Below are 20,843 nucleotides of genomic sequence, written 5' to 3' on the forward strand. Positions count from 1 at the left end.
TTACACTTTGGCGACACTTGAAATTTTCAGCCCCAAGCCCTATCCTGCACAACATCTGATTCAATTTGACACAAAAAGGAAAAACTCATGAGCAGCGAACTGATTATCCACACCACCGATGCAAATTTCGAACAAGACGTTTTGAAATCTGACGTCCCCGTATTGCTCGACTTCTGGGCACCTTGGTGCGGCCCTTGCAAAATGATCGCTCCGATCTTGGACGACATCGCCGCCGAATTTGAAGGTCGTCTGAAAGTCGTCAAACTCAACATCGACGACAACGAAGTCACCCCTGCCAAATTCGGCGTACGCGGTATCCCGACGCTGATGGTGTTCAAAAACGGCGAAAACGTCGCTACCAAAGTTGGTGCATTGGCAAAAGGTCAGTTGACCGCATTTGTAAACGCTTCTTTGGCTTAAGTTTCAACAACGCAAAAGGTCGTCTGAAAATTTTCAGACGACCTTTTTGTATGTTTGGATTTTAGGGAGACGGGGTGTTTTGCCTGTTCTCTTCTTTATCGTTTGAGGATTTCGGCAAACGGGCATTGCCCGATTAAATTCGCTTTAATCTGCACTAAAAAGGTCGTCTGAAAACCTAGTATCAGGTTTTTCAGACGACCTTCCGTGTGTTTATGCCTTATTTGAACATTTATTCCTTGCGTTGTAAAACGGCGGCGAAGAATCCGTCGGTTTGGTGTTTTGCCGAATCGAGGCGCAGGTATTTGCCAGTGTTCAAATCGATTTTTAAACCGGCGAGCAGTTCGGCGCAGTCGAGGAGTTCGTATTCGGGGTGTTCTTCCAAAAAGCGTTCGACCTGCGTTTCGTTTTCTTCGGGCAATACGCTGCAAGTGGCGTAAACCAGCCTGCCTTGCGGTTTGACCAGTTTGGCGGCGGCATCGAGGATGCTGTGTTGCTGCTCCAAAAGTTTGGCGACGGTTTCGGGCGACTGGCGGTATTTGAGGTCGGGATTACGGCGCAGTGTGCCTAAACCTGAGCAGGGGGCATCGACCAGAACGCGGTCGGCTTTGCCGGTCAGGCGGGCGATGCGGCTGTCGTGTTCGCTGCTGATGCGTTCGGGGTGGATGTTGGTCAGTCCGGCGCGGGTCATGCGGGGCTTGAGGTTGGCAAGGCGTTTTTCGGCGATGTCGAAGGCGTAGATTCTGCCTTTATTTGCCATTTGCGCGCCGACAGCGAGGGTTTTGCCGCCTGCGCCGGCGCAGAAATCGACGATGATTTCGCCGCGTTTGGCACCGACAAGCAGGGCGAGGAGCTGGCTGCCTTCGTCTTGGACTTCAAGCGTGCCGTCTAAAAACAATTCGTGTTTGTTGAGGGCGATTTTGTTTTTCAGGCGGATGCCCCAAGGGGAATAGGGCGTGGCTTCCGCATCGGGGCTTTCGGCTTGAAGCAGCGGCAGCACTTTGTCGCGTCTGCCTTTGAGCGTGTTGACGCGGATGTCCAGCGGCGCGGCTTGGTTGATGCTGCGGCCGAAGGCGAGGATTTCTTCGTCGCTGAAATGTTTCTGCAGTTGCTCCACCAGCCATTGCGGCAATTCGGCGGCGGTATGGAGGTCGTCTGAAAATTCGGTTTTGCGTGCTTTGAGGCTGCTGAGGAACTCAGTTTCTTCTTCGTCGAGCAGGTCTTTGATTTGGCTGATGTTGGTGCTTCTGCCGAGGACGAGTGCGGCAAGCGCGGCTTTGCGCGGCTGGGCGTGCGGACGGCGCAGGACGGCACTGATTTTTTGATAATGGCGCAGGGCGGCGAAGGCGGTTTCGGCAATTTCGTGGCGGTCTTGGCGGCCGAGTTTTTTGTGTTCGCGGAAGTAGGCGGACAAAACGGCATCGGCAGGCTGTTTGAAAGTCAGCATGTCAGCCAGGACTTTGGCGGTATGGTCGAGTTGGATCGGGGTCATGGTGGGTTCGCAATCGGGGGAAAGGCTTGGATTATACTGGAAAGGTCGTCTGAAAACGTTGAATCGGGTTTCAGACGACCTTCATGATGCGTTCGATTTCATGCCAAAAGCCGTCGGGGCGCAATTCGAGTTTGGCGATTAAGCCGCTTTCGATCTGGCGGACAGCATGGTCTGACAGGGTCTGCGCTTCGGCGACGCGGGCGGGGGCGAGGTATGCCATGCGGTCGATGAAGTGGTAGCGTGCGCCGTCGTGGGTCGGATATGCCGACCAGTCTCGGATAAAGACGCCACACCAGCAGTATGGGTTCAGCGGGGCTTCGGCGGAATTTGCGCCAGCGGGGAAAAAGCCGATGCCGCGTATGACGGAAGCGGGTTGCGGCGCGTCGGGGAGACGGTTTTGCCGCAGGGTTTCGCTGCCTTCGAGGGATTGAAGCAGGGCGAGTTGGCGGGGCAGTTTGGCGACTTTGGCGGCGAGGGTGTCTTTGGAATTGAGTCCGCACAGGTCTGTAGATTTGCCGCTGTCGCTGCCGTAATATTTGCAGGTCAGTTCGATATGGTAGGGTTTGCCGTTGATGGAGGCGATGAAATCGGCGGCGCCTTGCGTGAGGTCGTCTGAAAACACGGGTAGGTTGCAGGCGTGCAATTCGGTATGCGGCGCGTGGGCGAACCAAAATGCGAGCAGGCGCTCGGCGTAGATGCCGAGTCGGTTGCCGAAGGGAGCATGTTCGGCGAGATAGTCGTCTAAGGGGGCGGGATTACCGTCCAAATCCAAAAGATAGCGGAAGCCGCGTTCGCCCAATAGAGCGCGCACACTCAATTCGCAACCGCTTTGCCAAAGCGGCGGGGCAGTCAACAGGGTGGCGAGGTCGCGGACGGACGGGGTGGCGAGTTTCCACCATAGGGCATCTAGGGCGTAGTTCATGGGGCGGTGCGGATGTTGGGAAGGTGATGGATTTTATAATATTGAGCATGAAGTTGAAACCTGTAGGCCGCTGTACCGTCTAAGCAGCAATTGTTTTCCCCTTCAAGATATTGAACAAGTTGGCAATCGGGCGGTAACGTTCTCCCTGCCAAAAAAGGTCGTCTGAAAACGCTTTAGCGAGACTTGCTATCGGTTTTCAGACAACCTTTGTTTTGAAACGGTTGTCATCCATTCGGGTTTGTGTCGAAGGTTTTGCAAACGGATTGCTTGGGGGAAAGGTGGCTAGTTGCTTAACACATCGTGTTTTTTAGTTAAGACATATTGATAGACTTCTTCTACCGCCGCTTCGTCATAGCTTTTGCCAAAACGCTTTTTGTAGCCCAAGTCATAGAGTTTGACGTGATGTTCTTCTGAAATCTCGACGCCTACGTTTTCCAAACACGACTTGGCGCAATGCAGATGGCAACCATCGATGACCAGCATCGGCCGGCCGGACTGCGCTTTGCGTACTAAAGGTGCGACTTTGCCTCCTACGCCGGAAATGCACGACATTTCAAATTCACCGGCGTGATCAAGTGCTACGGCGGTATTGTTGGCAAGTTGCGCTACGTCAGAACATCCGGAACAGGAATAAATCAACGGAAGTTCGCTGCGGTTGGGCATTTTTAATCTCCTCTTTAGACTGTTTCATTTTGTATGTGTATTTTAATCCATCAATAATCGGTAAAGCATGCTTAGATTGAAGCAGGCCTGACAAAAGTGGTCGGATTTTCTGCAATGTCGGGTTGGATTCGGGATGCCTGAAGGTCGTCTGAAAATATTTTAGCAAAACTTGCTGTCGGTTTTCAGACGACCTTTGCTTTGGGACTGGACTATACCTTGTCCTCTTCATTTTCCACCGCTTTGGGCGGAACGGGCGCGAACCAGCCGACCAGAAGCAGCAGTACGCCGACGATGATGAAGGAGGCGATGCGGGCAATGCCGCCGCTGTTGGAAAGCTCGATGAGGAAGAGTTTGACGACGACAATCGCCATCAGCGCTGCGCCGGTTATCCAGAAGGGGCGCAGTTTGCGGCGGTTGCCGTACACCATGAGGATGATGGCGGTAACCGCCCACACGACGGAGAGGCTGGCTTGCAGGCCGAAGGATTGGAGCATGATGTCGAGTCGCCAAGTGATGCCGTCGTAGAAGTGCCACAGGCGCATCACGCCCGCGCTGATAACCATGAATGCGAGGGCGGCGACGCCGGGCGCGTTCACGCGGCGGTATTCCAAAGGCAGGGCTTCGGGCAGGGACTTCAGGGCAAACCAAAGCATTCCGGCGCAGGCGAGCTCCAGCGGGTTAAGCAGCGGGATATACGGCAACGGCGCGGGTTGGAACGGAGTGGAGAAGTTCGTCCATATCATCCAACTTGCCGACGCAAGGGCGGCTATCGGCAGGGCGAAATGCTGATAGGCGGCTTGATGTCGTCTGAAAAAGCCGCGCTGCCGCTGAGTATGGAGGACGACCCACATGATAAGCGGTACGGCAAGCCACGAGAGCTGCGACCAAACGCCGTCGAGACGCTCGCCGACGTACATTCCTGCCCAAAGCGACCAAAGGATGCCGAGCATGATGATGTTGAGTTTGTGCAAGTCGATAGGCGCATTGATTCGGTGGTTATTCAGGATGACGAAGTTCAACACGGTAGCGGCGGCAAGCGGGAGGGCTGCGGCGGCCATCCATAGGTGTTCGAGGTGATAGCCGATGAAGTGCAGGGCAAACAGGGGCATGAATGCCAAGGTCGTCTGAAAAAGTTCTTTCCAGTTCAAACGGTTGGCAAGCAACAGCAAGGTGATGAATATCGGCAATGCCCAAAGCTCGATAAACAGGGTTTCTTCGCCCGTCCATTGGGTGTAGGTGGCAAAGCCGCCCAACATCAGGGCGATAACGAGGATAGCCCAGCCTGCAATCCGTGAGAATGGGAGGGGTTGGTCTTGTGTGTCTTGGCTTTCCGAGACTTCGGTTTGGACACGCGAATATTGCAGCGCATAGGCGGCGGCAAACAGCAGCGGCGCGGCGGCAAAGAGATGCCAGTGTGTCAAAAAGCCGTAGGGTTCATCATTAATCGAGGCTTGGAAGATCAGAATAAAGATTGCATTGCCCAAGGCGAATGTGCTGAACACGTCCGACTTGCCTTTGCCCCGGCAGAACGCCCAAGCTGCGACCAAAGCAGAGAGAACGATGATGCTGCCGCGTTCTGCGAGAAACAGTAAAGGCAGGATGGATGTGTAGAACAGGGCGGCGCAGAGGGCTGCGTCTTGAAGCGTCTGTTCCCATTGCGCCGAGCTTTTACGGCGGTAGAGATGCCATTGCAGGTAAATTGCCGCGCCGCCGAACAGGGTCAGCAGGGTGGTGAACCATTGACCGTGCAGGATGGTGTTTTCTCCCGGCTGATAACCGCTCAGCTGGATCAGCGCTGCCAACAGATACACGACGAGCGCACCCAAACGCATATGCGGACGCTGTTGGCGCAGTCCGAAGAAATACACGAGCGCGGATTCTACCGTCCACAGGATGACGGTGTTGCCGCGTTCAAAGTAAAGCGGAACGGCGAGTGTGAGGAACAGCAGCGACAGGGTAAAAAACGCCTGACGCAGGATATATAAACCCTGTTGCCGTTTCAGCATCAGCGCGGCAAGCCCGTAAACGGCGGCGAAGCCCAGTGCGGAGAAGGCGTCCGCAGACGGCCAGTGTTCCACCATGCGGTATTGCAGCCCGAACGCCGCCGCCATCGTGCCGAACAATAAAGTATGGTCGAGGACATGGACGCGCAGACCGTGGGAGCAGAGGCTGTTCCAAATTTCTTCCAGCGTCGCATTGTCGGCAACAGGCGCGAGCGTGTCTTCGCGGCTTTCCGTCAGCTTGCGGCGGGCGAACAGATAGGCGATGAAGGTGTAGAGCAGCCAGTGGTAAATCAGGAAAGGCTCGGTGGTGGCGAAATGCTGCGGCGTATAGCTTTGCATGCCCCACAACGCGGCGATGGAGAAAGTTCCGGCGAAACCCGTCAGATTCAGCGGCCGCCATGCCTTAAACCAAGCAATCGCCGCTACGCCGGCATTGAGCAGGGAAAGGTAGGAAAACAGCACCAAATAATTGCCGCTGCCGTCCGATACTAGGATGGGCGCCGCCAGACCGCCGACCAAGGCGACCTGCGCCATAATCTGCGCGTTTTGCCTGATCGCCAGCAACGCCATTAATACGACCATCGCCACCATCAGCACGAACACGATCGGTGCGGGCAAGAGCGGATGCAGTTTCAACGCTGCCAAAGAAGTCAGATACATTACCGCCACGCCGAAGCCCTGCAACACCAAGCCGTATTCGCGTTTTCGGCTTTGCAGCTTCCAGCCGCCGACGACTGCTGCCAGACCTGCGCCTGCCACGGTCAGGTAACGCATTTCCACCGGTACATAAATCCGCTCGGAGGCATAGCGCAAGAGGAACGCCAAGCCGAGGAACAACACCACGATACCGGTTTTCAGCAGCGGATTGCCACGCAGGAACCAAGCAACAATCGGATTTTCGGAGAATTTGAAATCGAAACCTTCTTCTTTGTTGATAACGATTTCACTAGATTTTGCGTCTGCGTGTTCAGCTATATTTTCAGACGACATCTGCGCTTCATTTTCAGACGACGTTTGCAGGACAGGCGCGTTTTGTTTGCGTTCGTCTTCTTGAATAGCAGAAACTTGGATAGGCGTTTCCACGCTGTCTGCGTACAAAGCAGGTTCGGGCTGTACGGAAGGTTCAGCGGAAACAGGGGGAACAGGTGTAGAAAAAGAGGGCGCAGCAACCGGTTCGATGTGCGGTTCGACGGGCGCATTGTCCGCCGTTGCCAAAGGCTCAACCTTCTCATGAAGCGACGCAGGGGTCGTCTGAATATCGTCGGCATGTTCGGACAAAACAGCACGCAGTTTCCGTGCTTGCCCGACTTCTGCTTCATCATGAACGGATTCGTGTTCCAAAGCCGTCAAACGCAGCTTCAGCAACTCGATTTCTTTTTCCAGATTTTGCAGTTTCGCATCACGCTCTTCCTGACGTGGTTTGCCGAGTTCCCGCGCAAACAACCATAAAATAGAGCCGAAAATGACGCCGACGGTCATTTCGTCAAGAAAATAGCCAATGAGGATGGGGATGAGTAGGCAGAAATACTGCATAAAACACCTGTCCGATAGAGGTAAAAATATGCCAATTGTAGCATTCTTGTCATGAGAAAGATGTATAGAAGGCGTAACGGTAGGAAAAGCTGTTGTGCGGTAAGCGACATTGTATTTGCAGAATTAATTTACGGTACAAGGTTGTCTGAAAAGTGAAATTGGATTTCAGACGACCTTGTCGATGGGTTTTGTCCTGCTGTTTATCATGAATATAGGCTTTACATCGTGAAACCGGGCGCAAATCCTGTGAACTTGCCATGCTTGATACGGACTATTTATTATAGGCGTTAGCTTCGATAGGGTACGGTTTGTCTAGCCACCAAGTCTCAAGGCTTTTTTGATACCCATATTTTTCGAAAGAAAATCTAATGCCCCATTAACCCAACCATGCTTTGGGTTTCCCGCCAATTTTGTCTCCTCTCTTCATGGGAGAGGAGATTGAGGATGCTGAAACCCAACCATTTTTAGGGATTCGACCAATTTGTCCCCTCTCCCCGTGGGAGAGGGTTAGGTAGAGGGCAGTAAGCCGCAGGCTTACATTCAGGTTCCTAGGTTTCACAAAAAATATTTTGAAAGGTCGTCTGAAAGGTTGTCCGGTCAAGAGGCTGCACACTCTGAAAACGAGCGGAGCAAATTTTGCCAAAACGGAACGCTAAAACCTTTTCAAAAAGGAAAATACGATGAAATTCAATCAAATCCATTTATTGTGTATTGCCGCAGTCTTGGTGCTTGCTGCCTGCAAAAACACAGAAGTTCCGTTAAACAGTCAGGTTGAATTGCCCGAAACATTTACGCAGGATACGGCGGCGAAGGGCGATGCGGATATCGGGGCATGGTGGCAGAAGTGGAACGATCCGGTGTTAAGCGGATTAATCGCGCAGGGTTTGGCGCAGGGGCATGATGTGAAAATCACCGTCAGCCGTCTGAACGAAGCCCGTGCCGTGGCGGGGGCGGCGCGTGCCGATTTGGGGCCGACCGTCGGACTGAGTGGCAAGGTGGGGGCGAATTACAGCAAAATGGATAATCCGCTCGACAGCAATGCCAGGGCGTTGCTCTCGCGTTATCCGCAGGCCTCGTCTTTAAACGGCGATACCATCGAGTCCACAGGCACCAGCATGTACGGCGGACTGACCGCTTCGTGGGAGCCGGATATTTTCGGCAAGAAACGAAGCGATGCCGATGCCGCCCGTTATGCTGCGCTCGGACAACAAGAGCTGGCGTATGGCGCGCAAATGCTGGTGGCGGGCGATATTGCTGACAATTATTTCAAAGCACGTGCGGCACAAGGCCGTCTGAAAACCGCTGACCAAACCGTTGCCACTTTGCGGCGGATGGTGCGCTACATCGAAGGTCGGTTTAAGGCGGGACATGTCAGCGGCTATGAAGTGAACGAGGCGAAAGTGCAACTGACCGCAGCGGAAGCCAAACGCGCCACGATAGGGGCGGAATACGCCGCTTATGTGCGCAGTATCGCCGTGTTGACCGGTAACGTTCCGCAGACGTTTACGCTGCCCGAATCGTCTGTCGATGTGTTGGCGCGCCAACCCTCCGCGCCGGGCGGGCAGACGCCGCAAGGCTTGCTGGAACGCCGCCCCGATCTGCGCGCGCAGGCGGCGCAAGTCAATGCTTACGCCGCCAAATTCGCCAGTGCCAAAGCCGATTTGCTGCCGCGCTTCACCATCAGCTTTATGGGACAGGGCGGACGCATCGGTGTGGACGGCGACCGTTCGTTGACCGGCTGGGCAAGTTTGTTGTCGGTAGGCATACAGACGCCGCTGTTTACCAACGGCCGCATCAAGGCCAATATCAAAGCCGCCGACGCACGCCTTCAGACGGCATTGCTGGAATACGACAAACGGCTTCTGACCGCGCTGGGCGAAGTTGACAGCGCGTATCAAGGCGTGGAATCGCTAAGCCGTCAAACTGAGTTGCTGCAAACCGCCCATAATCAGGCGGCTCACCACGCGTCAGATACGGGAAAAATGTTCCGCAACGGCTACAAAACGCTGGATGTCGCCCTCAAAGCCCATATCGCCGAAGAACAAATGCAGGAAAACCTGATTGCGGCGCGGCTGGCAAGGGCGCAGATGCTGGTGTCGCTGTATAAGGCATTGGGCGGCGGTTGGTCGAAGTAAAGAGGTAAAAAGGTCGTCTGAAATTTTTCAGACGACCTAGGTTTATTAAAAAAATTGAAAATTCCTGATATAGGTATAAATAAGGTGCCGATTAAAAAGGTTAGTGGGTATTAGAACAATTTGTGTGTAAGGAAGTGCTGATGAATCAATGCGAACTGTATTGAGTTAGCGATATAAGGGGTTTTTAGAAATGAATGAGAAAAGCAGACTGTCTGCCCCATTTTTGCCAAATCAATATCTGGGAAGATTGGGTTAGGATTTTCAATGATGAAATTTTATTATTTGACTATTAGTCACAACATCCCTTGCGGGGTTGGTTTTTACAACAATTATCTATTGCCAGAGGAGTTGCTCCCCTCCTTCCAACTGAACGATTTTAAAGTGGAATATGGTTCTCTTCCTTGGTATGCTGGGATAACACGGAAGCGTAAAAAAATTATACTTCCTGATAATCTTATTTTGGTCTCTAATTTAAGGGAATATGACTATCCAGTACGTAGCTTATCTGAATACACTTATATCATTACTGAAGAATTTATGCGGTGTTTGGATGGAATGAAGACAAATATTTTACAAATAAAGCCTGTAAAATATATGAACGGAAAAACAAGAAATATCATATCAAATCGAGCTTATTATGCGATGACAACAGATAAGTTAGAACTAGAAGATGTTGTAAACCTAAAAGAATGCGAATATGAGCAGATTTATGGAGTTGATGAATTAATCAAAATGAGCATTTTGGAGAATTGTGATTACGATTTATTTGATATTAAACATGAGACTAAATGTTCTTTGATCGTTTCAGAAAAATTTCGACAAAAGGCTAATGATTTGAAGTTGGAGTATTTGGAATTTCTGCCTGTTGGATTGACAAGGTTAATCACATCCAAGGAATGGATGGCTACGGAGATAAATTCTTTGCCTAGATATACCCCTGTTTAATAAATTTTATATGTATTGTTTGATACACACAAAAGACTGTAAAAAGGTCGTCTGAAAAATTTCAGACGACCTGGGTTTATTAGAAGAATTGAAAATTTCTGATATCGATATAGATAAGGTTGTCGATTAAAAAGTTTTAGTGGGTATCAGACTAAATTTATGCGTGAGGAAGTGGTGATGAATCGATGTGAATTGTATTTAGTTAGTGATATTGTTGAAAGCGGAAGGGTTGGTAAGCTTCATGTAGGGGATGATCAAGAAGATATTTGCCAAGAGATCAAGGGTTTTGTATTAAACCCTATGAGGACTTCTAAAAAGTCAAAAATATTTTTAGATACTTATGAAAATATAATGTTCTTGTTAGAAAATAAAAAAATAATCTGTATGCAGATAAATTTCGAGAACAGAGATGCCAAATCCGTAGTTTTAAATGATTTGTTTTCAGAATTCTCAAGTATTGATGACTGGCTAAATTTTGCTGAAAAGTACGATTGGCAATGTGGGAAGAATGCATCAATATATGTATTTAGAAAAAATAATGTTTTTATTCATGTGAGTGCTCAGGGTGTGCTTCATTTAATATCTATTTATTAGGCTATTGAGGGCATCCAAGTTTCTATTCATGTTTAGTGTGTATGGAATACAAGTACAAGGATGTTTGGATTGGGGAAGTACCGAAGAAGAATGCTGAAGAAGTTAAAGTAGAGTCAGTAAACAAAAAAGCCTGAACATTGTGTTCAGGCTTTTAAAATTTGGCTCCCCGACCTGGGCTCGAACCAGGGACCTGCGGATTAACAGTCCGTCGCTCTACCGACTGAGCTATCGGGGAATAGGGGTGCATTATATCGTCTGAAAAAAAAGTGTCAATAGTATTTTTCAGATGAAGGGTAGTAATGTTACAAATATTTGAATGTTAAAAGTATTTATTTTGTGAATAGTTGTGTCGGAAATCAATAGGCGTAAATGGCAGCAGGTGCGGTTGGTCTGTCAGGGCACTATTCTGTCTAATATTTTGCACTGACGAGCTTGCCGTTGCGGAACTCTTGGTGTTGCATTACGGCGCCGTTATAGGCGTATGTAGTGAGTGAGCCGTCGTTTGGTGTAGCGCGGAATTGCATCAGTTGGTTGCGGCTTAAAATAAAGGGGTCTGTCCGCTTCCGGCTGTTGTCGCTGTAAAAATCTTGTACGGTATATTGATCGCCGCGTTTGTTTTTCAGCTGGCGGTAGTAGCCGCCTTTGACAGCGCTGTTGCTGGGATTGCCGTGTGTATCGAAATAAGTTACGATTTGTTCGTCAATAATATTGATGCCGCCTGTGTTGTTTGGGGCGGTTTTATTTTTGTCTAAGGCAATCGGTATGTTGACGGAAGTACCTAGTTCGACATGGCGCCCGATGCCTGTTCCTATGCCTAAACCGATGGACATGCCGGGTGTGCCGGCGGTGCAGGCGCAGAGTGTGGAAGAGAGAAGAATGAGGGGGATTGAGTGTTTCATGGCATTTCCTCGCTATGGGTAGGAGTGAAAATGAACCTGATTGCAGGCGGTAACGGGAAGGCGTGGTTTTCGTCGGACAGCTTACGGTTGGGGACTTTTCTTATTGAATTATATCGTTTTTATACAGTGAAGGACGTTAGTTTTGATAAAGGTGGAAGAAAGAGGAATTAAGGCTGTATAGATAATGAGGGCAGCGGTATGAAATCGGGAAAATCTGCGATATAGCATATATATAGTGTAGAATGCCGTTCAGACGACCCTTTAGACGGATTTTTTGTAAATTAAAGGGGCGTTTTCGGTAAAACTGACCTTACGATGATGGGGTAACGCTATCAAAGTTTGAGAAGATTTGGGTATTTGGTCGCTATTTGATCAATAACGAATTCTGGAAAAACAATGAAAACCTTGAAATTTACCAAAATGCACGGTTTGGGCAATGATTTTATGGTGGTAAACGGTATCGGGCAGGATTTTGATCCGCTAACTGCGCCGCTTGCCGAATGGTCTGACCGTTTTAGAGGGGTGGGCTTCGATCAGTTGCTGCTGGTGGAAAAGCCGTCTTCTGATGCAGTAGATTTCCGTTATCGTATATTTAATGCGGATGGCAGCGAGGTGGAGCAGTGTGGCAACGGCGCGCGCTGTTTTGCCCGATTTGTAGCGGATAAAGGCTTGACCGATAAAAAGGAAATTTTGGTTGAAACGGCTAAGGGTGTGATTATTCCCAAGCTGTTGGATAATGGTTTGGTTACTGTGAATATGGGCAAACCGCGCTTTACGTCGTCTGAAATCCCGTTTGTGCCGGTTCCTGACGAAGCAGATGATGCTTTGACGCATATGGTGATGGTCGGATTGGAGACGGTACAGGTCAGTTGTGTGAATATGGGCAATCCTCATGCTGTGATTGTGGTTGAGGATGTACAGACTGCACCCGTGGCTCATTGGGGCGAAGCCATTGAGTCGCACGAACAGTTTCCGGAACGTGTCAACGTCGGCTTTATGCAGATTGTCGATAGGGAATCTGTCCGCCTGCGCGTATTTGAACGCGGCGTGGGTGAAACTCAGGCTTGCGGTACGGGGGCTTGTGCGGCCGTGGTTGCCGGCGTTCGTTTGGGACTGCTGGCAGAAGGCGTGCCTGTGAAGGTTTCGCTGCCGGGCGGGGATTTGTTTATTACTTGGTCGCATGGTGAGGACGTTTTGATGACCGGGCCTGTTCAAACGGTATTTGAAGGCGAGTTGCAGTATTCATGATTTGGACGAATTTGGATTTTCTCGCCGTTGTTGCTTATGGACTGGTGTTTTTTGGATTGATTTTCCGCGCTGAAATGTTCCAGTGGTTTTGGGCTTCGGTCGTTTTGTGGCTGAGTGTGTCGATTTTGGGATCGCAGCTTTTGCCGGGAATGTGGGGGATTACACATGTCGGTCCGTTGTTTGTCCCGCATTTTTATCTGACTTTTGCCAGTGTGTTTTTCTTTGCTTTTCATTGGAAAAAGCAGGCGGATACTGATTTTTGGCAGGCGGACTTACGGCATCCGTTTTTGAGTGTGTTTGCTGTCAGCAATGTGTTGATGACTTTGGCTTTTGTGTCGATTGCCGCGATATTGTATTTTATGCTGCCGGGACGTTCTTTGGCTTTTACGTTTCCGGCTTTGTTGAAATTGTATGCGCTCAAGCCTGTTTATTGGTTTATTTTGCAGTTTGTTATCATGACCGTTTTTTATCTGCACCGCAGAAGCATTGCCAAGCAGTCGCCTGCGGTGTTCAGTAAAGCGCAGCTCAGGCTGGGCTGGCTGATGGCTTTGGTCATGCAGGTTATGGTAACAGGAGCTTTGGTCGGAGAAATTGGGCTTCATTAAGAAAAAAATTTTGCGAATCAAGCCAAACAACCAAAAGTTATAAAGAAAGAAATATTCGATATTGGTTTTTCAGACGACCTGTCTTTAATATACAGGTCATATCACATCAAAATCTGGAGTAGAAAATGAAGATTGCAAACAGCATCACCGAGCTGATCGGCAACACCCCGTTGGTCAAATTAAACCGTCTGACTGAAGGTTTGAAAGCCGAAATCGCTGTCAAACTGGAATTTTTCAATCCCGGCAGCAGCGTGAAAGACCGCATTGCCGAAGCGATGGTCGAAGCTGCTGAAAAAGCGGGCAAAATCGGTAAAGATACCGTAATTGTGGAAGCAACCAGCGGTAATACGGGTATCGGTTTGGCAATGGTGTGCGCGGCGCGCGGCTACAAGCTGGCAATCACGATGCCTGAAAGTATGAGTAAAGAACGCAAAATGCTGTTGCGTGCGTTCGGTGCGGAATTGATTTTGACTCCAGCATCTGAAGGTATGGCGGGTGCGATTGCAAAAGCCCAAGCCTTGGTGGACGAGCATCCCGATACTTATTTTATGCCGCGCCAATTCGATAACGAGGCGAACCCGCAAATCCACCGCGAAACGACCGCCGAAGAAATTTGGCGCGATACCGACGGTAAAGTCGATATTTTTGTGGCGGGTGTCGGTACGGGCGGTACGGTTACCGGCGTGGGCGAAGTGTTGAAAAAATACAAACCCGAAGTCAAAGTCGTTGCCGTCGAGCCGGAAGCTTCTCCGGTGTTGAGCGGTGGTGAAAAAGGTCCGCACCCGATTCAAGGTATTGGCGCCGGTTTCATCCCTACCGTGTTGAATACCAAGGTATATGACAGCGTTTCCCAAGTTCCGAACGAAGCGGCGTTTGAAACCGCCCGCGCGATGGCGGAAAAAGAAGGTATTTTGGTCGGTATTTCTTCCGGTGCGGCAGTATGGAGCGCGCTGCAGCTTGCCAAACAGCCTGAAAATGAAGGCAAACTGATTGTCGTGCTGCTGCCTTCTTATGGCGAACGCTATCTTTCTACGCCTCTGTTTGCCGATTTGGCATAGTAGAGTTGAGAGAACATGAGTGATAAAAAAGACCGCTTCGGCGGTCTTTTTTGCGGTCTTGCGGCATGGTGTGGCGCAAAAATGGATTTAAACCACCATATCGTGTAAAGATTGGAATGTAAGGCGAAAGTTGTTGTAATTCAGTCAACAGAAAAAGTCAGATTGATATAGAATTTGGTTATCTGGATAATCCTGATTATAATGGTAGACATGAAAAAATATATCCCCATCTTATTTGCGTTGGCGGCACTTGCCGGTTGTGAGACCATTTATGTCCCAAGTTTGCAAGAAGTGCCTGTCCGTCCGACTAATGTTAAGCCTAACGTTAAAGCAACTAAGGCTGAAAAACCTACAGCGTTCAGTTTGGCTTCTTCGCATTGGAGTGATGTTTCAAAAATCCGCGACGAGGCAACGCGTTTGAGCTATCAAGTCAGCCAAGGAAAAATGACCAAAGTTCAAGCTGCGCAATATCTGAACAAGTTCCGCATTCAGCTTGTCGGTCGCAATGTCGTGGATGACAGCGTATATGAGGTTTATCTGCGTTCTGCCGTTGACAGCCAACGAGGCGAAATCAATACCGAACAATCTAAGCTGTATATTCAAAACGCTTTGCGCGGATGGCAGCAACGCTGGAAAAATATGGGCAACAAACCTTCCAATCCGGCGTTTACCAACTTCCTGATGGAAGTGATGAATATGACTCCGTTGAAATAAGTTTCTCATTTCAAACAAAAGGTCGTCTGAAAATTTTCAGACGACCTTTTGTTTTGGATGTCGATATTTATGATGTTTTACGCAGCAGCTTCTCGGTTGCCAGTCTTGCTCGCTCTTTGATGTCTTCCGTCAGATAAGTTTTCATCTGGCTGTACACCAAAGTAATGACGGCAATGTCATCGCTGAATCCCAAAGGACCCAGCAAATCGGGAATGCTGTCGATAGGGCTGAGGAAGTAAACCAATGCGCCGACGATAATCATTTTGGCGCGTCTGGGGGTGTGAGGGGAGTCCCAAAGATAATACAGCGCATACAACTGGCGTACGATGGGCTCGCCCAACCGACCTGCAAAACGGGCGAGTTTATTGAGGAAACCTGTTTTATCCAAATTGCGCCTTCTGAATTTGGGGATAAAGTTTTCCGGATCGGAAGACTGGGTGTATTGTTTTTCTTCGGAATGTTTCATAACAAGCCTCACAGTAATTGAGTGGGAAGGGTTTGCCGTAATGCGGGCAAAGTATAAAACGGAGTAAGGCAAAGAAATGTCAGTTTTGCCTAAACGAGGCAAAAATTATGGTTGACTACTTCTTTATCGTAGCTGTTTCATATTATAAATAAATATTATTTCGATTAGTGGAAAAGATAGAAAAATCAAATGGCTTTGATAGCTAATAACATCTTAAAAATACTCGATTTACTCCCCATTTTGTTTAGAATACAAAGGGGCTTTGACATAAATTTGACATAAAAAGGAGATATAAATGAAATTTAAAACACTCGTAGCTGTTGGTATCAGTGCAATCTGTGCTGCGGGAGTGGTTAATGCGCATGAACACAAACATGACCACATGACACCTGCCGGTGCTTCTATTAAAGTGAAAGTGCAACAACTTGACCCGGTTAATGGTAATAAAGATGTAGGCACTGTAACGATTACCGAATCCAAGTACGGTTTGGTCTTTACTCCAAACTTAAGCGGATTAGAAGCTGGACTGCATGGCTTTCACATTCATCAAAACCCAAGCTGTGAGCCGAAAGAAAAAGACGGTAAACTGACTGCAGGCTTGGGCGCCGGCGGCCACTGGGATCCGAAAGAAACCAAAAAACACGGTTTCCCATGGCAAGATGATGCCCACTTAGGCGATTTGCCTGCATTAACCGTATTACACGATGGTACAGCCACCAATCCGGTTCTTGCGCCACGCATCAAACACCTTAATGAAGTTCGTGGTCATTCTATTATGATCCACGTTGGTGGCGACAATCATTCCGATCATCCTGCTCCGCTTGGTGGTGGCGGTGCACGCATGGCGTGTGGTGTGATTAAATAGGTTAATTGTTAGAAACAAAAAGTGCGGTTAAAAATGTTGAACGTTTTAACCGCACTTTTATTTGCAATGAGATCTACTTCAGCACTTCAGCTATGTCATTTAATTTATGAATAGCGTCAATCAGCTGTTTGTCTGAAGCCCGTATCATTCCGCTATGGTTGCAGCGCTGTCTTTTTGAAGGCATTAGTAGAAATCACACCATCGATATGAAGTATGACGCAAATCTATATTCACTAAAATATTGCAGTTTTGTAATAGAAAAATAAGAGGGTCGTCTGAAAAGTTGCCTGTTGAAATTTTGTTTTGAATGCAACGTTTTATCCCATAAGGTTATGGCTGTTTTTCTTGTGGATGCGTTAGTAAATGATATTAATTCATATTTTTATCACAAGAAACAGGATATTAATACTATTTTGATGGTGTGAGATTGTGCGAAACTGATTAAGCGGTAGTGGAAAAAATGTTGGTTTAAGTATTAATAGAGATGTTTATTGTTATTGGTACAGTTTATGATGTTTTTTGGTAAAATTTATTAGATTGTTTATAAATTAGACTGTTCAAAATCGGATAAAACAGGTAAATTATAGTTTATGTAACTCGATGTAATTTGAGTTATTGGTTTTGAGCTGATAAAAAAATACAGAGGAACTGGCTATGTCCGTCAAACCGCGTCCTGTCTTTTTGGAGATTCCCAATATACGGTTGCCTATACCGGGAATTGTCTCCATCTTGCACCGCATCAGCGGGGTAGGATTATTTATAATGCTTCCCGTTTTGCTGTATCTCCTGTCCGGTACGTTGAGCCGCGAGTCGGCGTTTGAAACTTACCGTGCCATCGTTTCCAATCCTTTGGTCAAGTTGATTTTAATCGGCGTGTTGTGGGCTTATCTGCACCATTTTCTCGCCGGTATCCGTTTTTTATTTTTAGATGCACACAAAGGCCTTGAGCTGAATACTGCGCGCAATACTGCCAAATTGGTGTTTGCCGCCGCTTTGGTGTTGACCGTCGTTTTGGGAGCGTTGTTATGGTAGAGCGTAAATTGACCGGTGCCCATTACGGTTTGCGCGATTGGGCGATGCAGCGTGCGACTGCGGTTATCATGTTGATTTATACCGTCGCACTTTTAGTGATTCTGTTTACCCTGCCTAAAGAATATTCGGCATGGCAGGTATTTTTCGATCAAGTTTGGGTGAAAGTGTTCACCCAGGTCAGCTTTATCGCCGTATTTTTGCACGCTTGGGTGGGTATCCGCGATTTGTGGATGGACTATATCAAACCCTTCGGTGTGCGTTTGTTTTTGCAGGTTGCCACCATCGTTTGGTTGGTCGGCTGCTTGGTGTATTCAGTTAAAGTAATTTGGGGGTAAGTATGGGTTTTCCTGTTCGCAAGTTTGATGCCGTGATTGTCGGCGGTGGTGGTGCAGGTTTACGCGCAGCCCTCCAATTATCCAAATCCGGTCTGAATTGTGCCGTTTTGTCTAAAGTGTTCCCGACCCGTTCGCATACTGTAGCGGCGCAGGGCGGTATTTCTGCTTCGCTGGGTAATGTGCAAGAAGACCGTTGGGACTGGCACATGTACGATACCGTGAAAGGTTCTGACTGGCTAGGCGACCAAGACGCGATTGAGTTTATGTGTCGCGCCGCGCCTGAAGCGGTGATTGAGTTGGAACACATGGGTATGCCTTTTGACCGCGTGGAAAGCGGCAAAATTTATCAGCGTCCTTTTGGCGGGCATACTGCCGAACACGGCAAGCGCGCGGTAGAACGTGCTTGCGCGGTTGCCGACCGTACCGGTCATGCGATGCTGCATACGCTGTATCAACAAAACGTCCGTGCCAATACGCAATTCTTTGTGGAATGGACGGCGCAAGATTTGATTCGTGATGAGAATGGTGATGTCGTCGGTGTTACCGCTATGGAAATGGAAACCGGCGAAGTTTACATTTTCCATGCTAAGGCTGTGATGTTTGCTACCGGCGGTGGCGGTCGTATTTATGCGTCTTCTACCAATGCCTATATGAATACCGGCGACGGTTTGGGTATTTGCGCTCGTGCAGGCATTCCGTTGGAAGACATGGAGTTCTGGCAATTCCACCCGACCGGTGTGGCAGGTGCAGGCGTGTTGATTACCGAAGGCGTGCGCGGTGAGGGCGGTATTCTGTTGAATGCCGACGGCGAGCGCTTTATGGAACGCTATGCACCGACCGTAAAAGACTTGGCTTCGCGCGACGTGGTTTCTCGCGCAATGGCGATGGAAATCTACGAAGGTCGCGGTTGCGGCAAAAACAAAGACCATGTTTTGCTGAAAATCGACCATATCGGTGCCGAAAAAATTATGGAAAAACTGCCGGGCATCCGTGAGATTTCCATTCAGTTTGCCGGTATCGATCCGATTAAAGACCCGATTCCCGTCGTGCCGACTACCCACTACATGATGGGCGGTATTCCGACCAACTATCATGGTGAAGTCGTTGTTCCGCAAGGCGATGAATATGAAGTGCCGGTGAAAGGTCTGTACGCAGCGGGCGAGTGCGCTTGTGCTTCCGTGCACGGTGCGAACCGTTTGGGTACCAACTCCCTGCTTGACTTGGTGGTATTCGGTAAAGCTGCCGGCGACAGCATGATTAAATTCATCAAAGAGCAAAGCGATTGGAAACCTCTGCCTGCGGATGCGGGCGAGCTGACCCGCCAACGTATCGAACGTTTGGATAATCAAACTGATGGTGAAAACGTTGATGCGTTGCGTCGCGAGCTGCAACGCTCTGTCCAACTGCACGCCGGCGTGTTCCGTACTGATGAGATTCTGAGCAAAGGCGTTCGAGAAATCATGGCGATTGCCGAGCGCGTGAAACGTACTGAAATCAAAGACAAGAGCAAAGTGTGGAATACCGCGCGTATCGAAGCTTTGGAATTGGATAACCTGATTGAAGTGGCAAAAGCGACTTTGGTGTCTGCTGAAGCACGGAAAGAATCACGCGGCGCGCACGCTTCAGACGACCATCCTGAGCGCGATGACGAAAACTGGATGAAACACACGCTGTATCATTCGGATACCAATACCTTGTCCTACAAACCGGTACACACCAAGCCTTTGAGCGTGGAATACATCAAACCGGCCAAGCGCGTTTACTGATGCGTTTTCAGACGACCTCCGTATCACAAGGGGTCGTCTGAAAATCAAATACACCACCACACTGAACAGCCTGAACCCATAACATAAAACCATCAGGCGGTTTATGAGAAAAGGAACACTTCTCATGGAAAAAATGAGTTTTGAAATTTACCGTTACAATCCGGACGTTGATGCCAAACCTTATATGCAACGTTACGAGTTGGAACTGGAACCTACCGACGTCAAACTTTTGGACGCGCTGGTGCGCCTGAAAGCGCAAGACGATACCCTGTCTTTCCGCCGTTCTTGCCGCGAAGGTATTTGCGGTTCTGACGGTATGAACATCAACGGCAAAAACGGCTTGGCATGTTTGACTGATTTACGCGGCTTGAAACAGCCCGTCAAAATCCGTCCGCTGCCCGGTCTGCCTGTCATCCGCGACCTGATTGTGGACATGACCCAGTTCTTCAAGCAATACCACTCCATCAAACCTTACGTCGTCAATGATAATCCCATCGATGCAGACAAAGAGCGCCTGCAAACTCAGGAAGAGCGTAAAGAGCTGGACGGTTTGTACGAATGTATTTTGTGCGCCTGCTGTTCGACTGCCTGTCCGTCGTTCTGGTGGAATCCCGACAAATTCGTTGGTCCGTCCGGTTTGCTGAACGCCTACCGCTTCATCGCCGACAGCCGAGATACCATCACCAACGAGCGTTTGGACAATTTGAACGACCCGTATCGTCTGTTCCGCTGCCATACCATCATGAACTGCGTGGACGTATGTCCTAAACACTTGAATCCGACCCGTGCCATCGGTAAGATTAAAGAAATTATGTTGAAACGAGCCGTTTAAGAAATGATGGTTTTTGACGATATTGCCAAACGGAAAATCCGTTTTCAAACCCGCCGAGGATTATTGGAGTTAGATCTGATTTTCGGCAGGTTTATGGAAAAAGAATTCGAGCATTTGAGCGATAAAGAGCTGTCCGAGTTTTCCGAAATCCTTGAGTTTCAAGATCAAGAGCTTCTTGCCCTGATCAACGGACATTCGGCGACAGACAAGGAACACCTTATCCCCATGCTTGAAAAAATCAGACAAGCTTGACGTATTGGAAATCCGCCTGCCTTTCGGCGGATTTCTAGGATACGGAGGTCGTCTGAAAATAAAGACC

At 49.0% G+C, this 20,843-nt stretch carries 20 protein-coding genes and 1 tRNA gene; 14 read left to right on the plus strand and 7 right to left on the minus strand.

All coding sequences use genetic code 11. The features are described from left to right. Positions 1 to 87: 87 nt before the first annotated feature. Positions 88 to 420, plus strand: a complete 333-nt coding sequence (trxA, locus tag ACMYUL_RS11415) for a thioredoxin TrxA (protein WP_415770629.1) — start codon at positions 88 to 90, stop codon at positions 418 to 420. A gap of 229 nt (positions 421 to 649) precedes the next feature. Here the strand turns inward: trxA and ACMYUL_RS11420 are convergent, their stop codons facing one another. The 4 genes from ACMYUL_RS11420 to ACMYUL_RS11435 form a co-directional block, all read right to left on the minus strand. Next, positions 650 to 1,909 carry an RsmB/NOP family class I SAM-dependent RNA methyltransferase gene (locus ACMYUL_RS11420; RefSeq protein ID WP_415770631.1) on the minus strand — a complete coding sequence of 420 codons (1,260 nt, stop codon included), beginning with the start codon at positions 1,907 to 1,909 and terminating at the stop codon, positions 650 to 652. Between the two features lie 70 nt (positions 1,910 to 1,979). Beyond that, complete coding sequence (locus tag ACMYUL_RS11425; protein ID WP_342030999.1) at positions 1,980 to 2,831, minus strand: DUF1853 family protein; 852 nt, start codon at positions 2,829 to 2,831, stop codon at positions 1,980 to 1,982. A gap of 282 nt (positions 2,832 to 3,113) precedes the next feature. Beyond that, on the minus strand, positions 3,114 to 3,494 hold the full coding sequence (locus ACMYUL_RS11430; protein ID WP_003757884.1) for a putative zinc-binding protein: 381 nt from the start codon (positions 3,492 to 3,494) through the stop codon (positions 3,114 to 3,116). Positions 3,495 to 3,703: 209 nt separating this feature from the next. Then, the gene (locus ACMYUL_RS11435) at positions 3,704 to 7,030 is read right to left on the minus strand and encodes a DUF2339 domain-containing protein (protein WP_415770633.1); all 3,327 of its coding nucleotides are present in this window, start codon (positions 7,028 to 7,030) and stop codon (positions 3,704 to 3,706) included. A gap of 680 nt (positions 7,031 to 7,710) precedes the next feature. Here ACMYUL_RS11435 and ACMYUL_RS11440 point away from each other — a divergent pair. From ACMYUL_RS11440 to ACMYUL_RS11450, 3 genes are all read left to right on the plus strand, one after another. Beyond that, positions 7,711 to 9,165: an efflux transporter outer membrane subunit gene (locus ACMYUL_RS11440; protein WP_415770635.1), complete on the plus strand. Its 1,455-nt coding sequence runs from the start codon at positions 7,711 to 7,713 to the stop codon at positions 9,163 to 9,165. Between the two features lie 264 nt (positions 9,166 to 9,429). Beyond that, positions 9,430 to 10,110, plus strand: coding sequence for a hypothetical protein (locus ACMYUL_RS11445; protein ID WP_415770637.1), 681 nt, complete (start codon positions 9,430 to 9,432; stop codon positions 10,108 to 10,110). Positions 10,111 to 10,269: 159 nt separating this feature from the next. Beyond that, a complete protein-coding gene (locus ACMYUL_RS11450) occupies positions 10,270 to 10,704 on the plus strand; it encodes a hypothetical protein (RefSeq protein ID WP_342031003.1) in 435 nt (144 codons plus the stop codon). Positions 10,705 to 10,863: 159 nt separating this feature from the next. On the opposite strand, the gene ACMYUL_RS11455 is transcribed toward ACMYUL_RS11450, so the two are convergent. Together ACMYUL_RS11455 and ACMYUL_RS11460 are read right to left on the minus strand one after the other, a co-directional pair. Further along, a tRNA-Asn gene (locus ACMYUL_RS11455) sits at positions 10,864 to 10,939 on the minus strand. 175 nt (positions 10,940 to 11,114) lie between these two features. Then, on the minus strand, positions 11,115 to 11,603 hold the full coding sequence (locus tag ACMYUL_RS11460) for a NemA protein (protein WP_415770639.1): 489 nt from the start codon (positions 11,601 to 11,603) through the stop codon (positions 11,115 to 11,117). A 396-nt stretch (positions 11,604 to 11,999) separates the two neighbouring features. On the opposite strand from ACMYUL_RS11460, the gene dapF reads away from it, so the two are divergent. The 4 genes from dapF (at position 12,000) to ACMYUL_RS11480 (ending at position 15,228) form a co-directional block, all read left to right on the plus strand. After that, the gene (gene dapF / locus ACMYUL_RS11465) at positions 12,000 to 12,851 is read left to right on the plus strand and encodes a diaminopimelate epimerase (protein WP_415770641.1); all 852 of its coding nucleotides are present in this window, start codon (positions 12,000 to 12,002) and stop codon (positions 12,849 to 12,851) included. After that, the gene (locus ACMYUL_RS11470) at positions 12,848 to 13,456 is read left to right on the plus strand and encodes a hypothetical protein (RefSeq protein WP_415770643.1); all 609 of its coding nucleotides are present in this window, start codon (positions 12,848 to 12,850) and stop codon (positions 13,454 to 13,456) included. Before dapF ends, ACMYUL_RS11470 begins: the two co-directional genes overlap by 4 nt. A gap of 125 nt (positions 13,457 to 13,581) precedes the next feature. Next, entirely contained in the window at positions 13,582 to 14,514 is a 933-nt protein-coding gene (cysK, locus tag ACMYUL_RS11475; RefSeq protein WP_003755570.1) for a cysteine synthase A, read from the plus strand. 201 nt (positions 14,515 to 14,715) lie between these two features. Next, complete coding sequence (locus tag ACMYUL_RS11480; protein WP_009312050.1) at positions 14,716 to 15,228, plus strand: lipoprotein; 513 nt, start codon at positions 14,716 to 14,718, stop codon at positions 15,226 to 15,228. Positions 15,229 to 15,295: 67 nt separating this feature from the next. Here the strand turns inward: ACMYUL_RS11480 and ACMYUL_RS11485 are convergent, their stop codons facing one another. Further along, positions 15,296 to 15,694, minus strand: coding sequence for a YkvA family protein (locus ACMYUL_RS11485; RefSeq protein WP_003755567.1), 399 nt, complete (start codon positions 15,692 to 15,694; stop codon positions 15,296 to 15,298). Positions 15,695 to 15,989: 295 nt separating this feature from the next. On the opposite strand from ACMYUL_RS11485, the gene sodC reads away from it, so the two are divergent. The 6 genes from sodC (at position 15,990) to ACMYUL_RS11515 (ending at position 20,776) form a co-directional block, all read left to right on the plus strand. Beyond that, a complete protein-coding gene (gene sodC / locus ACMYUL_RS11490) occupies positions 15,990 to 16,559 on the plus strand; it encodes a superoxide dismutase family protein (RefSeq protein ID WP_009312049.1) in 570 nt (189 codons plus the stop codon). A gap of 654 nt (positions 16,560 to 17,213) precedes the next feature. Then, the gene (gene sdhC / locus ACMYUL_RS11495) at positions 17,214 to 17,591 is read left to right on the plus strand and encodes a succinate dehydrogenase, cytochrome b556 subunit (protein WP_003779309.1); all 378 of its coding nucleotides are present in this window, start codon (positions 17,214 to 17,216) and stop codon (positions 17,589 to 17,591) included. Continuing rightward, positions 17,585 to 17,926 carry a succinate dehydrogenase, hydrophobic membrane anchor protein gene (sdhD, locus tag ACMYUL_RS11500; protein WP_009312048.1) on the plus strand — a complete coding sequence of 114 codons (342 nt, stop codon included), beginning with the start codon at positions 17,585 to 17,587 and terminating at the stop codon, positions 17,924 to 17,926. The genes sdhC and sdhD overlap by 7 nt, the downstream gene beginning before the upstream one ends. Positions 17,927 to 17,928: 2 nt before the next feature. Further along, positions 17,929 to 19,692, plus strand: coding sequence for a succinate dehydrogenase flavoprotein subunit (sdhA, locus tag ACMYUL_RS11505; protein WP_107825289.1), 1,764 nt, complete (start codon positions 17,929 to 17,931; stop codon positions 19,690 to 19,692). Positions 19,693 to 19,816: 124 nt separating this feature from the next. Continuing rightward, positions 19,817 to 20,524, plus strand: coding sequence for a succinate dehydrogenase iron-sulfur subunit (locus tag ACMYUL_RS11510; RefSeq protein WP_002241462.1), 708 nt, complete (start codon positions 19,817 to 19,819; stop codon positions 20,522 to 20,524). A gap of 3 nt (positions 20,525 to 20,527) precedes the next feature. Further along, positions 20,528 to 20,776, plus strand: a complete 249-nt coding sequence (locus ACMYUL_RS11515) for a succinate dehydrogenase assembly factor 2 (RefSeq protein ID WP_003755557.1) — start codon at positions 20,528 to 20,530, stop codon at positions 20,774 to 20,776. Positions 20,777 to 20,843 lie beyond the last annotated feature (67 nt).

This window comes from Neisseria sp. CP9, from assembly GCF_047758525.1.
Lineage (GTDB): Bacteria > Pseudomonadota > Gammaproteobacteria > Burkholderiales > Neisseriaceae > Neisseria.

Bases quoted from the DNA above. Each gene is read 5' to 3' on its own strand.
- trxA (WP_415770629.1), top strand. From the start codon at position 88: ATGAGCAGCGAACTGATTATCCACACCACCGATGCAAATTTCGAACAA.
- ACMYUL_RS11420 (WP_415770631.1), bottom strand. From the start codon at position 1,909: ATGACCCCGATCCAACTCGACCATACCGCCAAAGTCCTGGCTGACATG.
- ACMYUL_RS11425 (WP_342030999.1), bottom strand. From the start codon at position 2,831: ATGAACTACGCCCTAGATGCCCTATGGTGGAAACTCGCCACCCCGTCC.
- ACMYUL_RS11430 (WP_003757884.1), bottom strand. From the start codon at position 3,494: ATGCCCAACCGCAGCGAACTTCCGTTGATTTATTCCTGTTCCGGATGT.
- ACMYUL_RS11435 (WP_415770633.1), bottom strand. From the start codon at position 7,030: ATGCAGTATTTCTGCCTACTCATCCCCATCCTCATTGGCTATTTTCTT.
- ACMYUL_RS11440 (WP_415770635.1), top strand. From the start codon at position 7,711: ATGAAATTCAATCAAATCCATTTATTGTGTATTGCCGCAGTCTTGGTG.
- ACMYUL_RS11445 (WP_415770637.1), top strand. From the start codon at position 9,430: ATGATGAAATTTTATTATTTGACTATTAGTCACAACATCCCTTGCGGG.
- ACMYUL_RS11450 (WP_342031003.1), top strand. From the start codon at position 10,270: ATGCGTGAGGAAGTGGTGATGAATCGATGTGAATTGTATTTAGTTAGT.
- ACMYUL_RS11460 (WP_415770639.1), bottom strand. From the start codon at position 11,603: ATGAAACACTCAATCCCCCTCATTCTTCTCTCTTCCACACTCTGCGCC.
- dapF (WP_415770641.1), top strand. From the start codon at position 12,000: ATGAAAACCTTGAAATTTACCAAAATGCACGGTTTGGGCAATGATTTT.
- ACMYUL_RS11470 (WP_415770643.1), top strand. From the start codon at position 12,848: ATGATTTGGACGAATTTGGATTTTCTCGCCGTTGTTGCTTATGGACTG.
- cysK (WP_003755570.1), top strand. From the start codon at position 13,582: ATGAAGATTGCAAACAGCATCACCGAGCTGATCGGCAACACCCCGTTG.
- ACMYUL_RS11480 (WP_009312050.1), top strand. From the start codon at position 14,716: ATGGTAGACATGAAAAAATATATCCCCATCTTATTTGCGTTGGCGGCA.
- ACMYUL_RS11485 (WP_003755567.1), bottom strand. From the start codon at position 15,694: ATGAAACATTCCGAAGAAAAACAATACACCCAGTCTTCCGATCCGGAA.
- sodC (WP_009312049.1), top strand. From the start codon at position 15,990: ATGAAATTTAAAACACTCGTAGCTGTTGGTATCAGTGCAATCTGTGCT.
- sdhC (WP_003779309.1), top strand. From the start codon at position 17,214: ATGTCCGTCAAACCGCGTCCTGTCTTTTTGGAGATTCCCAATATACGG.
- sdhD (WP_009312048.1), top strand. From the start codon at position 17,585: ATGGTAGAGCGTAAATTGACCGGTGCCCATTACGGTTTGCGCGATTGG.
- sdhA (WP_107825289.1), top strand. From the start codon at position 17,929: ATGGGTTTTCCTGTTCGCAAGTTTGATGCCGTGATTGTCGGCGGTGGT.
- ACMYUL_RS11510 (WP_002241462.1), top strand. From the start codon at position 19,817: ATGGAAAAAATGAGTTTTGAAATTTACCGTTACAATCCGGACGTTGAT.
- ACMYUL_RS11515 (WP_003755557.1), top strand. From the start codon at position 20,528: ATGATGGTTTTTGACGATATTGCCAAACGGAAAATCCGTTTTCAAACC.